The 15477-nt window shown below is 72.3% G+C and carries 11 protein-coding genes; 5 read left to right on the forward strand and 6 right to left on the reverse strand.

What is annotated here, in order from left to right; translation table 11 throughout:
- Positions 1–325 precede the first annotated feature (325 nt).
- Positions 326–1303: a GlxA family transcriptional regulator gene (locus tag ACQEUU_RS20830; RefSeq protein ID WP_433068299.1), complete on the forward strand. Its 978-nt coding sequence runs from the start codon at positions 326–328 to the stop codon at positions 1301–1303.
- 213 nt (positions 1304–1516) lie between these two features.
- Here the strand turns inward: ACQEUU_RS20830 and ACQEUU_RS20835 are convergent, their stop codons facing one another.
- Together ACQEUU_RS20835 and ACQEUU_RS20840 are read right to left on the reverse strand one after the other, a co-directional pair.
- Entirely contained in the window at positions 1517–1951 is a 435-nt protein-coding gene (locus tag ACQEUU_RS20835; protein WP_433068301.1) for a DUF6196 family protein, read from the reverse strand.
- Positions 1952–2090: 139 nt separating this feature from the next.
- Positions 2091–2984 carry an alpha/beta fold hydrolase gene (locus tag ACQEUU_RS20840; RefSeq protein ID WP_433068303.1) on the reverse strand — a complete coding sequence of 298 codons (894 nt, stop codon included), beginning with the start codon at positions 2982–2984 and terminating at the stop codon, positions 2091–2093.
- Positions 2985–3311: 327 nt separating this feature from the next.
- On the opposite strand from ACQEUU_RS20840, the gene ACQEUU_RS20845 reads away from it, so the two are divergent.
- Positions 3312–3896, forward strand: a complete 585-nt coding sequence (locus ACQEUU_RS20845) for a hypothetical protein (RefSeq protein ID WP_433068305.1) — start codon at positions 3312–3314, stop codon at positions 3894–3896.
- Between the two features lie 124 nt (positions 3897–4020).
- Here ACQEUU_RS20845 and ACQEUU_RS20850 read toward each other — a convergent pair whose 3' ends face one another.
- From ACQEUU_RS20850 to ACQEUU_RS20860, 3 genes are all read right to left on the reverse strand, one after another.
- On the reverse strand, positions 4021–7518 hold the full coding sequence (locus tag ACQEUU_RS20850) for a BTAD domain-containing putative transcriptional regulator (RefSeq protein WP_433068306.1): 3498 nt from the start codon (positions 7516–7518) through the stop codon (positions 4021–4023).
- Positions 7519–7841: 323 nt separating this feature from the next.
- Positions 7842–7979 carry a hypothetical protein gene (locus ACQEUU_RS20855; RefSeq protein ID WP_433068308.1) on the reverse strand — a complete coding sequence of 46 codons (138 nt, stop codon included), beginning with the start codon at positions 7977–7979 and terminating at the stop codon, positions 7842–7844.
- A 179-nt stretch (positions 7980–8158) separates the two neighbouring features.
- Positions 8159–9388, reverse strand: a complete 1230-nt coding sequence (locus tag ACQEUU_RS20860) for an aminotransferase class V-fold PLP-dependent enzyme (RefSeq protein ID WP_433068310.1) — start codon at positions 9386–9388, stop codon at positions 8159–8161.
- Between ACQEUU_RS20860 and ACQEUU_RS20865 the strand changes: the two genes are divergently transcribed.
- The 3 genes from ACQEUU_RS20865 to ACQEUU_RS20875 all read left to right on the forward strand — a co-directional run bounded on the left by ACQEUU_RS20865 (position 9387) and on the right by ACQEUU_RS20875 (position 13035).
- Positions 9387–10778 (forward strand): PLP-dependent aminotransferase family protein, encoded by a 1392-nt coding sequence (locus ACQEUU_RS20865; protein ID WP_433068312.1) that lies wholly within the window; start codon positions 9387–9389, stop codon positions 10776–10778. The genes ACQEUU_RS20860 and ACQEUU_RS20865 overlap by 2 nt on opposite strands.
- Positions 10779–11059: 281 nt before the next feature.
- Positions 11060–12760 (forward strand): glycoside hydrolase family 99-like domain-containing protein, encoded by a 1701-nt coding sequence (locus ACQEUU_RS20870; protein WP_433068314.1) that lies wholly within the window; start codon positions 11060–11062, stop codon positions 12758–12760.
- Between the two features lie 35 nt (positions 12761–12795).
- Positions 12796–13035, forward strand: a complete 240-nt coding sequence (locus ACQEUU_RS20875; protein ID WP_433068315.1) for a hypothetical protein — start codon at positions 12796–12798, stop codon at positions 13033–13035.
- Positions 13036–13104: 69 nt separating this feature from the next.
- On the opposite strand, the gene ACQEUU_RS20880 is transcribed toward ACQEUU_RS20875, so the two are convergent.
- On the reverse strand, positions 13105–15450 hold the full coding sequence (locus ACQEUU_RS20880) for a transketolase-like TK C-terminal-containing protein (protein ID WP_433068317.1): 2346 nt from the start codon (positions 15448–15450) through the stop codon (positions 13105–13107).
- Between the last annotated feature and the right edge of the window lie 27 nt (positions 15451–15477).

The following is a 15477-nucleotide window of genomic DNA, read 5'->3' on the forward strand; positions in this document are numbered from 1 at the left end:
CCACGCGATCCGGTTTTGCCGGTTGTCGCCGCCTCCGGCGCCGCGGGTCGCCCGTGGACACGCATATCCCCAGGTCAGCGGGGCGCCCATGGTGCCCGGCGGGAACGACGCGGTGCAGACGTCGTACAGGGCGATGCCAGGAGGCCTTCCTAACGTGAGCGAGCGGACGTGCGCAGGAGGCCCTCGCGCGCCCCCGCCGTCCGCCACCAACTCCGTGCGAAAGGAACCATCGGTGACCCTCACCACACCCGTCCTGTGGTCTGGCTTCGGTCATTGTCATCAGGAGACCGGCCCGTACGCGCCGGCCGGTCCCTCCCTGCCCGTCGTGGCGCCCTTCCAGTGCGTGGTCGCCTACGTCACCCACGGCGTCAGCTCCTTCGGCCTGGGCCTGGTCAACAGGCTGTTCGCGGACAGGCCTGCCGCCGGCCCGCCCGCCTTCACCTGCACCTTCTGCTCCGACGAAGAGCGTGGCCTGCGCACCGACCTGGGTCTGCTCATGGAGGGCCAGCACGGCCTGGCCGCCATGACCGCGGCCGACCTGATCATCGTGCTGCCCACCGACGAACCGCTGGTGCCGCTGAAGCCGCCGGTGATCGACGCCCTCCGGCAGGCCCACCGTCGCGGGACCATCATCGCCGCGTACGGCAGCGGGTCGTTCCTGCTGGCCGGGACCGGTCTGCTGGACGGCCGCCGGGCCGCCACCGACAGGGACCTGGCCGAGAAGATGGCGCGCCGGTACCCGCGGGTGAAGGTGGACCCGGGGGTCCTGTACAGCGACGAAGGGGACATCGTCACCGGCGCGGACGGCCTGGCGGGCGTCGACATGTTCCTGCACCTGCTGCGTCGCGAGCACGGCACGGCCGTTTTCACCACCGCGGCACACGACGTGCTGGCCTTGCCGCGCCGGGAGAACGGGCAGGTACGCTACGTCGCTCCGTCCTCGGACACCGGCTCCGCCGGCAGAGCGGCGGTGGACCGCGACCGCGTGACAGATCTGCTGGAATGGGCGCGAACCCGGCTGCAACACCCCCTGTCGGTCGACGACCTGGCGCGACAGGCGCTGATGAGCCCGCGCACCTTCGCCCGCCGCTTCCGCGAGGCCACCGGCACCACGCCGCAGGCCTGGCTTCGCGACCAACGGCTCGACCGCGCCGAAGAACTGCTGGAGACGACGGACCTGTCCGTCGAGAAGATCGCTCACCTGGTGGGCTTCGGCTCCGGCGGGGTCCTGCGCCTCCACTTCGCCAAACGGCACGGTGTCGGCCCGCACGCGTACCGGCGTGCCTGCCACGCCAGATCCTGACGCGACGTGTTCCCGTCCACGGCCGTCCTCACGGATGCCGCGTCTCGGGGGGTCGGCGGGGCTCGACCAAGCTCGGGTTCGCGCTGCGCCTACCTGTTCTGCCGGGGCGGGGACACGGTGCACCGGATCAACGCCCGCGCGGAGACGAAGGTCATCGGCGACTTCGTGGCCGAGTTGAAGCGGCCGAGTTGAAGCGGCCGAGCGGGGCCACGCTCAGCTGGCGCGCAGTGCCTTGACGACGGCGATGGCTTCGTCGAGCAAATCGATCGGGCAACCCCAATAGTCATAGATGCCGCCACGGGCGCGGTTGCTCCCGCAGATGACGAATACCCCGGTCCCCAGTCTCACCTTGAGTTGGCCGGCCAGCCAGCCGACGAAGCCGCTGTTGTCGAGCTCGGCGGGAAAGTGAAACGAGAAGATCCCGAAATGTTCGATGTGTTCATGCTCTTGGGTGACTGGGACCAGGCGGCTCCAACTCTGGTCGTCACGGACCATGGCCAGTGTGCCGCTGGTGAGCACCGGCGGCTGGTCGATGGGGGACTCTTCGAAGCACCAGACACCCTCGTGCACGCGAAAATCGGCCTGGGCGATCACACGGCGGAGACGCTCTTCGGTCTGTTCCGGCGTCTCCATGCTGACACTGACCATCGGTGACATCTCCTCTGTGGTCTGCTCCGGGCAGGCGGTTGATCGCGGCATTGTGCGGGACGCCCACCGCGGCCATCGACCGCGGGCACCCCAGACAGACCTGCGCTGACGCAATCGCGTGTACCTGGTGGCAGTAGTCTTACCGACACCCCGTCTCCTGCGGGAGCACGCGCCCGAGAAAGTCGCGGACGAGGGGCACGATCTCGTTCAGGCTGGTCTCCAGCGCCCAGTGACCGGCGTCGAGCAGGTGCAGCTCCGCGTCCGGAAGGTCGCGCAGGTAGGCCCTGGCCGACTCCTCGGGCATGTAGCCGTCGTGCGGTCCCCAGACGATCAGGGTCGGGGGCCGGTGTTCGCGCAGGTACGCCTGCTCCTCGGCGAACCACGCGAGCGTCGATGCCTGGTCCTCGATCAGGTTGACGACGTTGGCCAGCCGCTCAGGGGTGTTCATCAGCTTCCAGTGCAGGGTCCACAGATCCGGGCTCACCCGCTCGGCCAGACGCGGGGGCAGTTCGCCGACGAACTCGCCGCGGAAGCCCTCCTCCGAGACGTGCGCGACCACCTTCGCCCGCCCCTCCGGCGTGGGATGAGCCCAGTGCTCCTTCAGCCAGGCGTACTTGGGCCCGAGCGTGTCCTCGTAGATGTCGCCGTTCTGGATGATGAGGGCGCTCACGCGCTCGGGGGCGCGCATCGCCAGCCGCAGTCCGAACTGGGAGCCGTAGTCGTGCAGGTAGAGCGCGTACCGGGACAACTCCATGACCTGGGTGAACCGTTCGAGGAAGCCGGCGTAGCCGGCGAAGGTGTAGGAGAAGTCCTCGGGAGTGGCGCTGTAGCCGAAGCCGGGCAGGTCGGGCGCGAGAAGGCGCCAGCGGTCGCCCAGCGCCGCCATCAGGTCGCGGAACTCGTAGGAGGAGCACGGATAGCCATGCGGCAGCAGCAGCACCGGCGCGCCGGGCGGGCCGGCCTCGCGGTAGAAGATCTCGATCCCGTCGACGACGGTGGTCCGGTGGGCAACGGGTGCGGGCAACAGGGACATGATCTCACCTCCGGCGGCTTGCCCTGCCCCGAACCGGGCGCGGCCATGCGCGCCTCCGCGGGCACAGGACGCCGGCCCCCCGGCCGTCATCGTCCCTGAACGGCCCCCTGACCTGCGTGCTCACGTCGCCATCGGGCGGTCTCTGCCAGAGAGCGTCGTGATCCTGACAGTCCTTCGCGCAGACGCTTCCAACATCCGGCCGATGCGTAGGGTGTTGCAGGTCTGCATCGCTGGGGGCGGCGGCGCATCGGAGCCTCGACACCGGCGAGCAGGCTCAACGTGACCATGCGAAGGGAAGACGGATAGATGACCCATTCATCCGGCCGGATGACTCGTGCCACCGGCCTGGGATTGGCTCTGGTGCTCGGCTCCTCGCTGGCCGTCGCCGGCGCCGCTCTGCCGGCGACGGCCGGCGTGACGGCCGGCGTGACGGCCGGGGCCGCCGGGGAGGCCACAGCGACCGCCGCCGTCGAACGGCGGGTCAAGGTCTACGAACTGCTCACCAAGGACGGGGGATACTTCTACACGGCCAGCGAGTCGGAGAAGCGGAACGCCGTCACCAAGCACGGCTGGACGCTCACGCAGACTCCGCTGTACTTCATCTCTCCTGCGCCGTTCAGCGGCGGCAAGCCGCTGTACCGGCTGCGCTGGTCCAAGAAGGCGTCCTACATCGTGACGGCCTCGCCCCGAGAGCGGGATGCGTTGGTGAAGTCGGGCGGCTTCATCGATGAAGGCGTGCTCGGCTACGCGCCGGGAACGGCCGCGGCCGGCGGTGAGGTGAAGGTGTACCGGCTGTCGAACAACGGCAGATGGCGCCTGGCCGTCGAGGCGCACAAGAACAGCATCCTGGTCAACGAGCCGGGGTGGGAGCTCAACGGCCCTCTGCTGTATCAGTTCAGGTCCGGAAACTAGCGAGCCCGGTGAGCCCGCCGCGGCACGGCAGGTGGCGAGGGACAGGCCGGCCGCGGCGGGCTGAGCGCCGACGGACGCTTCGAACAGGGATGTGGTGGCCCGGGCGGGCCTGGACGGCGCGCCGTCAGAGCGTCGATCGGTGGGTGACACCCAGTTCGCGGCGCAGCCGCGCGCTCTCCCGCCGGTACGCGGCCCCGTCCGCGCCGGTGAGCACGTCGCCGAGCACGCGTGCCGCGCGCGCCTCACCCAGGCGGTGACCCGTCGCGCGGTGGACGTCCAGTGCCGCCCGCGCCTCCCGTTCCGCCTGCGCGAGGTCGCCGGCCGCCAGCGCGATGCCGGCGAGCGCGGTGCGGGCCTGGCCCTCGACGATGCGGAACGATCGTTCGCGGGCGATCCGCAGGGCCTGCCCGGCGAAGGCGTCCGCGCCGGGGTCGCGCAGGTCGCCGGCCGCGACCGCCCGCCCGACCAGGGCGAAGGCCCTGACGATCGGGTGCGGGTCGCCGGCCAGGTCGGCGGCGCGCTCGTGATGCTCGGCGGCGCGGGCCGGGCGGCCGGTCAGCTGCTGGAGGCGGCCCAGCGCGTTGTGCGCCTGCGCCTGCGTGTAGCGGTCGTGCAGGTCGCGGCTACGGTCCAGGGCCTCCTGCGCCAGAGCGAGCGCGGTGTCGTGGTCGCCCAGCTCACCGCGCACCTCGGCCAGCACGACCAGGCAGGACAGCTCCACGCTGCGGGCCTTGGCCGACAGGCTGCGGGCGCGCGCCTGTCCGAGGTGGCGCAGCGCCTCGGCGAAGCTGCCGCGCAGGTGGCACACCTCGCCGAGGTTGAGAGCGATGATGCCGTCGAGGTCAGGGTGGAGATCGACGGCTTTGAGCAGGTGGCTGTGGGCGTCCTCCAGCAGGCCGAGCTGGGCGTACGTCGCCGCGAGGTTGACATGCTTGACGCCGAGCCAGGCCGTCCGGCCGTCCTCCTCGTCGAGCTCGATGCCGCGCCGCAGCGTGCCGACCGCGTCCGGCAGCTTCCCGAAGCGGGCCTGGTGGCCGCCGAGATTGTTGACGATGGAGGAGGCGCCGGCCCGCCAGTCGCCCTTGACGGCGAGCTCGAACGCCTGCTCGTACAGCGAGAGTGCCTCGCGCCGCCGGTGGAAGGCGTGCGCGTCGGCGAGGGACAGCAGGGCCGCCGCCTGTCCGGCCGCCTCGCCCTCCTCCTCGGCCGCCGTGGCGGCCGCCCGGGCGCAGGACAGCCAGTCGGTCATGTTGCCGCTCGCCCAGAAGTGGCTGCGCATCGCGTCGACGAGCAGCCACGCCGACCGCCTCGGCCCGGAACGGGCCGCGGCGTGGACGGCGGCGACCAGGTTGCCGTGCTCGCGGGCCAGCCATCGCGCCGCCGCGGCGAGATCGGCGAACTCCATCGCCCGCACCCCCTCCGGGCCGGAGGCCAGAGGCAGCCTTCCCCAGTGCGGATGACTCCGCTCGACGGCGGCCCGCACGCTCAGCAGGTACCAGTCGTACAGGCGCTGCCTCGCCTCCGTCAGGCGCCGCGGACTCTCCAGCGTGGTGGCGCGCTCGGCGGCGTACAGGCGCAGCAGGTCGTGGAAGCGGTACCGGCCGGGTTCGACCCGGTCGACGAGGTTGGCGGTGGCCAGCCGGGCGAGCTCCCGCCGGATCTCCCGTACGGGGGAGCCGGTCAGCGCGGCGGCGGCCTCGACGCCGAAGTCGATGCCCGGGAGCAGGCCGAGCAGCCGGAACAGCCGGGCCGTGGACGGGGGCAGCGCGGCGTAGGAGAGGGCGAAGGCCGCCTCCACGGCCGCGCCGGGCGCGCCGTCAACGGCCAGCTCGGCCAGCCGGTCGCCCTCGCGCAGGGCCGTGACGTAGTCCCGCACCGTGGCGTAGGTGCCGCGGCTGATGTTGGCCGCCGCGATCCGCAGCGCCAGCGGCAGCCGCGCGCAGAGCTCGGCGAGCTGCTCGAACAGGTGGGCGGGCGTGTCGTCGGCGCGCGGGGCGAGCGTCCTGGTCAGCAGGGTCACGGCCTCCCGCGTGCTGAGAACGTCCAGCTCCACGATGAGCGCGTCGTCGTGGACCCGCAGCCCCGACAGGTCGTTGCGGCTGGTGACGACGACCGCGCTGCCGGAGTTGGCCGGGAGGACGGGACGGACCTCTTCGGGGCTGATCACGTCGTCCAGCACGACCAGCAGCCGGCGCTCGGCCGTGAGCGAGCGGAACAGCGCGCTGCGTGCCTCCACGTCGAGCGGCACGGACGCCGGCGCGACCCCGAGGGCGAGCAGGAAGCCGGTCAGGGCGTCCGCGGCGGTCTTGGCGGTGTGCGCGGAGTAGCCGCGAAGGTTGTAGTAGAGCTGCCCGTCGGGGAAGCGGCGCCGCACCCGGTGGGCCCAGTGCACGGCCAGCGACGTCTTGCCCACCCCGGCGGTGCCGCTGATCACCGAGACCCTGGCCGCCGCCGGGTGCGCGTCCGCGGCCGACAGATACGCGTCCAACATGCCGAGCTGCTCGAGGCGGCCGGTGAACGCGGCGAGGTCCGGGGGCAGCTGGGCGGGGACGGCGGCGCGGGCGGCGTCCGGCGGCGGCGCGGTGGCGGGGCCCCGGTGGCTGACCCGTACGTCGTCGCGGACGTCGTCCCGCGGGTCGTCCCGTGGGTCGTCCCGGTGCAGGGCGCGGGCGCGGGCGTCTCGCAGCTCCGGGCCCGGGTCGATACCCAGCTCGGTCCGGAGCCGGTCGCGCAGGTCGTCGTAGCGCCGGATCGCGGCCGCCCGCTGTCCGGACGCGGCGAGGGCGAGCAGGATCCGCGCGTTCAGCCCTTCGTGAAGGGGTTCGGTGTGCGCCACCTCGTGGAGCCGCTCCAGCGCGGGTCCGGCGTGCCCGGCGTCCAGCGCGAGGTCGGCGTACTCCAGCACCGCCGTCAGCCGCTGCCTGGCCAGGGCGACCACCGTGGGGTGCTGGAAGGTGTGGGCGGGAAGGTCTGCCAGCGGCTGCCCCCGCCAGAGCGACAACGCCTGTTCGTACGCCTGACGCGCGGCATCGGCGCTGCCCGCGGCGCGATGGGCCGCGGCCCGCTCCAGCAGGCCGGTGAACTCCAGCGCGTCGCTCTGATCGGCTGCCAGGTTCAGACGGTAGCCCGCGCCCGTCCGGGTGATCAGCTGCGCGCCCGTGTCGGCGTCGCCGAGGAAGCGCCGCAGCCGCGACAGGTGGCCGTGCACGAGGTTGAGGTAGGAGGCGGGGATGTCGGCGTCCCACAGGAAGTCGACGATCTCCGTGTGCGTGACGACGTGGCCGGCGCGCAGCGTGAGCAGCCCGAGAAGGCGGCGCTGCGAGGGAGGCGCCAGGTCGACCGCGTTCCCGCGCACGCGGATGGTCAGCGGCCCCAGCACGTCGACGCGCAGGAGCGGGTGCCGGGCGGCTGCCGGCGTGTTCGGCTGGAGCAGGTCGAGCTCGGCGACCGACAGGCCGACCGCCTGGGCGAGCGAGGCCTTGGAGCGGCTGTTCGGGCGGAGGGCGACGCCGTGCTCCAGGTCGCGGAGCAGCCGCACGCTGATGCCGGCCCGAGCCGCGAGTTCCCGCTGGGTGATCCCCGTCTGCCGTCGATACGCGAGCAGGAATTCCCGCAAGGTCATGGAGCCTCCCCGTGGCTACGTGCCGTCCCCTGAGAACTTTCCCGCCGGTACGACCAGGTGGATGAGACGCCACCTGGTGGAGCTCTCCCTCGGGACCGTTCTCCTGGCACGTCACCCCGGCCTGGCCCGCAGCACTGCGGAGGCTGGGCGGGGGATGGTGGCGTTCGCGCTCGTACCGGCGGGCCATGGCGCGCGGGTTCCAGGCCGCCTGAGGACCCGGCCGGCGTCTTGGCCGCGCCGGCGGCCCGGTGCGGGCCGCCGGCGCGCTCAAGCCTCCCCGGGGCCGCATCGTCGCCGAGCGGCACGGTTCCAGGAAATATAGACTACATGTCCCGGTTGTCCGTCGTCTGGGTGATCCGCACACTGCCGGTGTCGTCGGCCGTGGCGGCGCCGGCGGATGCCAGAGCCACTCCGCCGCCGATCGCCAGAACGGTCGCCACCGTGGCGATGACACGCTTCATGAGAAATCCTTTCGTCAGCGAACACACTCGCGGCCAGAGTGGCACCCCCCAGACGGGACGCACCACCGCGTAGACCGCCATTCACCGCCGCTTTCCCGCCAATCGCCATGGCGGGACGGCTGCTCGCCGCACCGCGGCCGGCCGCTGGTGAGGTGCCGGTACGGGGCGGGGAGTCACGGTCACACCGGGGCGGACTTCGCCAGGTCGGCGATCATCTCCACTACCGTGTCGACCTCGGCTTCGGTGTTGTAGTAGTGCGGCGACAGCCGCAGCGCCCACTCCACGTCCTTGTCGGCGAAGTCGTACTGGGCGAACTCGCGGAAGCTCAACGCCGAATTGACGCCCCGGGCGTCGACGGCCGACTTGAACCGCTGAGGGTCCCAGCCTTCGACGTCGAAGGTGACCAGGGCGGCCAGCTGCGCGCCGCGGTCCAGCACCCGGACGCCGGGGATGGCGGCCAGCTGGTCGCGCAGGCGGGCCGCCAGCGCCGGGGTGCGCCGGGAGATGGGCTCCAGACCGATGCTCAGCGCGTAACGGGCCGCCGCCGCGCAGCCCAGCAGGGTGGAGTAGGGGAACTCCCACTCCTCGAAGCGGGCCGCGGAGTCCACCGGCTCGTACTGGTCGCCGGCCACCCAGCGGGCGCCGTACATGTCGATGAACAGCGGCTCGTAGCCTTCGGCGAGCACCCGGTCGGAGACGTACAGGAAGCCCGATCCGCGCGGGCCGCGCAGGAACTTGCGGCAGGTGGAGGTGAGCAGGTCACAGCCGATCTCCTCGACGTCGATCGGGTACTGGCCGATCGACTGGCAGGCGTCGACGAGGTAGAGCAGGCCGAGTTCGCGGCAGTGGCGGCCGATCTCGGCGATCGGCTGGACCAGGCCCGAGTTGGTCGGCACGTGGGTGGCGGCGACCAGGCGTGGACGCCTGGCGCGCATGAGGGCCGCCATCGCCGCCACGTCCACGCCGCCGCCGTCGGGCAGGTCGGGGGCGTGGACGATCTCGACGCCGGAGCGCTTGCGCAGGGCGAGGAAGGCGATCTGGTTGGAGATGAAGTCGTTGCGGGTGGTCAGGATGACGTCGCCGGGTTCGAAGGGGATGGCGGAGAGCGCCTTGCTGTAGGCGTGGGTGGCGCTGCCGGCGAAGGCGATGTTCTCGGGGCGGCATCCGATGAGCTCGGCGATGGAGACGTAGAAGTCGCGCACCTGCTCGGCGCGGGCGGCGGAGGCCTCGTAGCCGCCGATCTCCGCTTCCAGCCGCAGGTGATCGATCATCGTCTCGAGTACGGGCCGGGGGAGGAGGCCGCAGCCCGCGTTGTTGAAGTGGATGACCGATGCGGAGGCGGGGGCGTCGGCCCGGAGGGCCTGAAGTGTTTCCTCGGTGAACTGGAAAACGTTACTCTTAGCTAACATGAACGAGAGTAACACTACTCATCAGCTCGTAGCCAGCCTCCGCGCGGAGATCGCGGGCCTCTCGTCGGGCGCCCGGCTCCCCAGTGCCCGTGAGCTGGTACACCGCCATGGCGTCAGCCCGGTGACCGTGACCCGCGCGTACGCCCTCCTGGCCGCGGAGGGCCTGGTGGTGACCCGGCCGGGCAGCGGCACCTTCGTCGCCGGACGGCGGCCCGGACGCGGCCCCGCGCCCGGGGACACCTCCTGGCAGGCGCTGGCCCTGGGAGACCGCAGCGTCGACACCGCCCGGGTGAGCCAGATGCTCGGCCCGCCGCCGCCCGGCTCCATCACCATGTCCGGCGGATACCTGCACCGGTCGCTCCAGCCGGCCAGGGCGCTGGCCGCGGCACTGGCCAGAGCCTCACGCCGCCCCGACGCCTGGGACCGGGCCCCGGCCGAAGGACTCCCCGCCCTGCGGGCCGTCTTCGCCAGGACCGCCGGCGTGGACCCCGACGACGTCCTGATCACCGGAGGCGGCCAGGGCGCGCTGTCGACGGCGTTCCGCGCCATCGCCGCGCCGGGCGATCGCGTCCTGGTGGAGTCGCCCACCTACCCCGGGGCACTGTCAGCGGCCCGCGCCGCCGGCCTGCGTCCCGTGCCGGTGCCCCTGGACGCCGACGGCGTCCGCCCGGAGTCGCTGGCGGAGGCGTTCGCCATGACCGGCGCCCGCCTGCTGTACTGCCAGCCGGCCTTCCACAATCCCACCGGGACCGTCCTGGCGGCCGAGCGCCGCCGTCAGGTGGTCGACGTGGCACGGGCCGTCGGCGCCTTCGTCCTGGAGGACGACTTCGCCCGCCTGCTCGGACACGGCCGCCCCCTGCCGCCCTCTCTGGTCAGTGACGACCGGGACGGCGTCGTGGTGTACGCGACCTCGCTCACCAAGGCGTCCTCGCCGAGCCTGCGCATCGGCGCGCTGGTGGCCCGCGGCCCGGTGATGGCCAGACTGCGCGCCATGCGGCTGGTCGACGACTTCTTCATCGCCCGGCCCCTGCAGGAGGCCGCGATCGAGCTGCTCAGCTCGCCCGCGTGGGACCGGCACCTGCGTGCGCTGGCGGCGGCGCTGCGGGAACGCTGCGCCACCCTGGCCGCGGCGCTCGCCGAGCACCTCCCGGGCTGGCAGGTGGCGCAGATCCCCGCGGGAGGCCTGCATCTGTGGGCGCGGACCGGCCGCCTGGGCCACGTCGCCGAAGCGGCCCGGCGTCACCACGTGGCGATCGACCCCGGCCGGGACTTCTTCGCCGCCGAAGCGCCGGGCGACTTCGTCAGGTTGAACTTCGCCGCCGCGGCGAACCTTACCGAGCTGGCCGACGGCGTGCGCCGCCTGCGAGCGGCCATGGATGACGCCCCGTGATGCCGTCGAACCGGATCAGGCCGACCGGGATCCGCCAAACGGCATGCCGTTTCCGCCAGTAGCGGCACAAGCCGAACATCCGGCCCTCCCGGGCCCGTCCCGCCCGATACCTTCCCGTGGTGCAGTGCTGTCAGGCGATCGACACGGCAGGGGACGGCGCGACAGGCGCGGTCACGCCGGACGCGCCTGGGCCTCTCCGCCGCCCGGCGGCGGTGATCAACCCGCGACGACGAGAGACGTGACGGAGTGTGATTCGACATCTGGGGAAAGCGGCACTGGCCGTGACGTTCGGCTTGTGCCTGCTCGCGCCCGGTCCGGCCGCCGGCGGCTCCGGCGCCGACCGCAAGCCCGGCGCGCGGACTCTCACCTCCGCCGCCGAGGCCGCGGTGCGTGATCCCGTGCCGATGATGGAACTGCTGGCGCCGGGCGGCAAGGGACGGCTGTACACGCTCTCGGTCAGCGAGGCGAACACGGCGGTGCACCAGCATGGGTTCGTCCGCGACCCGGGCCAGATCGGCTACTGGCGGACCTCGGCCTTCACCGGCTCGCAACCCGTCTTCCGGCTGCGCACCGGATCGGCGTACCTGCTGACGCCCTCGGCCGAGGAACGCGACAGCCTGGTGGCCGGGGGGCGATTCGTCCACGAAGGGATCGCCGGACACCTGTCGAAGCAGCAGGCTCCCGGCACGCGGCGGCTGATGCGCTTCAGCCGCTCCGGCGAGTGGCGGGTCGCGTTCGAGGATCGTACGCGGGAACTCGCCGCCCAGGGCTACCACGTCGACGGGCCGCTGGGCTGGGCCCACCCGGAATGGATCCGCGCCGGCGCCATCTACTTCGGCACCTTCAACCCCCTGTCGAAGGACGTCATCACCGCCACGAAGCGCGTCTTCGGCCGGGAAGGTGACTGGTGGGGAGGCGTGCGGGACTTCTCCGGCGCCGACGCCCCGCGGGTCCCGCGCGACACCCAGGGCTGGGAGGGCGACTTCTCCCGGTTGCGGCCCCAGATCGGCTTCTACGATGACTCCCGCCCGGAAACACTCGAGCGGCACATCAGCCAGGCCACCGCCGCCGGTCTCGACTTCTTCCAGTTCTACTGGTACTGGGACAGCGCCCGGCAGTCCTCGCCGGAGGTGTTCGAGGCGTCACTGGCGGCGTTCGCCCAGGCCCGCAACCGCCACGACATCGACTTCGCGATCACCGTCTGCGCGCACCCCTGGGGTGGCCTGCACATACCCGAGGCCGATTACACGACCGTCGCCAAAAGGTTCGCCTCCAGGTTCTTCAGCCAGCCCCACTACCTGCGCGCCAACGACGGCCGCCTGATCCTCGGGCTGTGCGACCGGCGCGGACTCGGCCGGGGCGACGATGCCGACACGCGCGCGTTCGCGGACGCCGTGCGGAAGCAGGCGAAGCTCATGCTGAACGAGGACGTGCTGGTGCTCGGCTACTGGGAGGCGATGCTCGATCCGAGCGCCCCCGCGAGGTGGGGCGCCGACGGCGCCTACTGCGGTGTGACCATCGACCAGGTCAAGAGCTACGCCGACTACGTGGCCAAGCTGCCCGGATACCTGGGGAAGACTCCGCCGCAGTTCATGCGGTGCGCGGCGGCCGGATTCGACGAGCGTCCGCGCTACCCGCACCTCGTCCCCGACCGTGCGGCGATCCGCTTCTACACCGACCAGACCCCCGAACGGTTCGGCCAGGCCCTGGACCGGGTCCGCACCGACATCGCCGGCTCCACCCACCTGTCGGCCGTGGACAACTTCGTCAGCGTCTACGCGTGGAACGAATGGCACGAAGGGGGAATCGTCGAGCCCAACGCGGCGGAAGGCTGCCTGTACGTGGGCCTGATCCATGACCGGCTCAACCTGCAGCAGGGCACGTCCTGCTCGGCCGAAACCCGACGTGCCACGACCAGGGAGCCGAGCTCCGGCCGGCGCCCCGTTTCGGGACGGACCGCGAGTCCTCGCGCGTCCGGATGATCCGTGTGACAACAGCTCTTCGGAAGGAAATGCTCATGAAAATGATCAAGCGTGTCGTGGCGACTGCGGCACTGGCCGTAGGTCCGTTGCTCTTCGCGTCCACGGCGGCGGCGCCGCCCGCCGCCGCCGAGGTCTGGTATGTCGTGGCGACCTATCCCCGCACGACACAAGGCTGGTATGACTGCGGGAACGCCGCGATCCATGTCTACAAGGGCCACTGCAAGGTGGACAGCGACAGCCCCTGGCGCATCAACCTGTGGGCCTCCAGGGGCTGATCGGGCATACAGGCAGGTCGGTGTCCATGGCTGTGCGCGCACCCCGGACCTTCCGGGGTGCGCGGTCTGTCACGAGGTGCGGCGGAGCAGGCTCAGGGCGGCCTCCTCGATGGACGGCGCGTCGATCTGGTGGCTGCGGTAGACGTCCTCCAGTGAGCCGCCCTGGCCGAAGCTCGAAACGCCCAGGCAGGACACCGGGCTCCCGGTGAACGCGCCGAGGAAGGCGAGGGTGTGCGGGTGCCCGTCCAGCACCGTGACAAGCGGCGAACGGCGGGAGGCCGGGAACACCTCCTCCACGATCCACGCCCCGTCGCCGGACGGGCCCGCGGTCATGGCACGCCACAGCAGGTCGTAGGAGGTGACGACGACCACGTCGCAGGCGACGCCGGCCCCCTCCAGCCGCTCGGCCGCCTCGATCGCCTCCGGCACCAGGGCGCCGGCGGCGGCCACGGTGACGTCGGGGACGCCGGGCATGGCCCGCAGGCGGTAGCCGCCGTTCAGCACGGCCCGCCGGCGCCGCTCCCTGCCGAAGGCGTCGGCGGGGACAGCGGCCAGTTCCTGGTCGATCGGCCGCGTGGTGAGGCGCAGGTAGGCCGACTCTCCGTCGGCCCGGCCGAGCCGGGAGAGCGCGTGCAGCAGGCACCATTCGGCCTCCACCGCGAAGGCCGGCTCGTAGGTGGTGACGCCGGGCTGCTGCAGGCCGACCGTGGGGGTGACGACGCTCTGGTGCGCGCCGCCCTCCGCGGCGAGCGTCACTCCCGACGGCGTGCCGACCAGGATGGACCGCCCGCCGGCGTACGTGCCGAACGACCACGGCTCCAGCGCGCGCCCCACGAACGGGTCGTAGATCGTGCCGATCGGCAGGAGCGGCTCTCCCATGGTCAGCCAGGTGGCGCCGAGTTCGCCGAGCAGGCCCATCAGGTTGACCTCGGCGATGCCCAGCTCGATGTGCTGGCTCCGGGGCGACTCGCGCCACCGGATGAGGCGGTCGCCGTCCTCGGCGAACCAGTCGTGGCGTTCGCGGGGTGACCACACGCCGACGCGGTTGATCCAGCCGCCGGCGTTGGTGGAGCTCGCGACGTCGGGGGAGACGGTCACCACGCGCGCCGCCACGTCCGGCGCGTCCCTGGCGAGGTCGCCGAGGACGCGTCCCAGCGTCGCCTGCGTCGACTGACGCCCCCTGTAGCGCCGGCCGAGCTCGGTGGGCACCGCCGGCGGCTCGCTGCGGAGCGGCTCCCCGCGCCGCAGACGGTCGGCGACCTGGGCGCAGAGCCGCCCGGCGGCGGAGCCCGCCTCGAAGGGCCGCCACGGGTCCTGCGGATCGGCGCCGATCCGCTCGGCGAGCTGCCGGTACTGGCCGTCGGACAGCAGCGCCGAGTGGTTGCCCGGGTGGCCCTCGATCGGCAGGTTCCAGCCCTTGATCGTGTACGCGAACACGACCGTTGGGCGGGAGGGGTCGGCCGTGGCGAAGGCCCGCGACAGCTCCGCCATGTCGTGCCCGCCGAGGTCACGGATCAGCGCCGCGAGCTCGGCGTCATCGCTGTCGCGCAGCACCCGTCGCAGCGCGCGGGCGTCCGGGCCGCCGCCGATGAGCCGTTCGCGCAGGTCCTGGGCCGGGGTGCGCAGAAGCCACTGGTACTCCTCGTTGCTCATCTCGTCGATGCGGCGGCGCAGGGCCTGCCCGCCGGCCCGGGTGAACATGCGGTGCAGCTGACGGCCGTACTTCACCTCGACGACGTCCCAGCCGGCGGCGGCGAACATGCCGGACCACCGTCCGACGGCGATGTCCGGCACGACCCGATCGAGCGACTGGCGGTTGAGGTCCACGACCCAGAGGACCTCCCCCAGATGGGCGACCATGGGGTCGGCCACACACTCCCAGATCGCGCCCTCGTCCAGCTCGGCGTCGCCGAGCAGCGAGATCTGGCGGCCGCCGGCCTCGGTGCCGAGGCGGGCGGAGAGGTAGCGCCTCGCGATCGCGCCCCAGACGGGCGCGGTGGCGCCGATGCCGACGCTGCCGGTGGAGTAGTCGGGGTGGTCCGGGTCCTTGGTGCGGGACGGGTACGGCTGGAGCCCGCCGTACTCGCGCAGGCGGGGCAGGTAGCTGACGTCCAGGCGTCCCAGCAGGTAGTTGATCGCGTGCAGGACGGGTGAGGCGTGGGGCTTCACCGAGACCCGGTCCTCCGCCGTGAGCCCGTCGAACCACAGGGCCGTCATCAGGCTCACCATGGACGCCGACGACGCCTGGTGGCCGCCGACCTTGATGCCGCTCGGGTTCGCCCTGACCCGGTTCGCGTGGTGCACCATGGAGGTCGCGAGCCACAGCACCTTCTGCGCGACCTGGTCGAGGACCGCTTCGTCCGGGGCCGGGTCCTCGTCCATGGACGAGGCGCTGTATTCGGGAATGGCCGACACGTTCTCTCCTGTGGCCCTCCGGGCCGG

The sequence above is a fragment of the Nonomuraea sp. CA-218870 genome, from assembly GCF_050936535.1.
Lineage (GTDB): Bacteria > Actinomycetota > Actinomycetes > Streptosporangiales > Streptosporangiaceae > Nonomuraea > Nonomuraea corallina.

Excerpts from the sequence above, each read along its gene's own strand:
- ACQEUU_RS20835 (WP_433068301.1), bottom strand. The coding sequence starts at position 1,951 with ATGGTCAGTGTCAGCATGGAGACGCCGGAACAGACCGAAGAGCGTCTC.
- ACQEUU_RS20840 (WP_433068303.1), bottom strand. The coding sequence starts at position 2,984 with ATGTCCCTGTTGCCCGCACCCGTTGCCCACCGGACCACCGTCGTCGAC.
- ACQEUU_RS20845 (WP_433068305.1), top strand. The coding sequence starts at position 3,312 with ATGACTCGTGCCACCGGCCTGGGATTGGCTCTGGTGCTCGGCTCCTCG.
- ACQEUU_RS20850 (WP_433068306.1), bottom strand. The coding sequence starts at position 7,518 with ATGACCTTGCGGGAATTCCTGCTCGCGTATCGACGGCAGACGGGGATC.
- ACQEUU_RS20855 (WP_433068308.1), bottom strand. The coding sequence starts at position 7,979 with ATGAAGCGTGTCATCGCCACGGTGGCGACCGTTCTGGCGATCGGCGGC.
- ACQEUU_RS20865 (WP_433068312.1), top strand. The coding sequence starts at position 9,387 with ATGAACGAGAGTAACACTACTCATCAGCTCGTAGCCAGCCTCCGCGCG.
- ACQEUU_RS20860 (WP_433068310.1), bottom strand. The coding sequence starts at position 9,388 with ATGTTAGCTAAGAGTAACGTTTTCCAGTTCACCGAGGAAACACTTCAG.
- ACQEUU_RS20875 (WP_433068315.1), top strand. The coding sequence starts at position 12,796 with ATGAAAATGATCAAGCGTGTCGTGGCGACTGCGGCACTGGCCGTAGGT.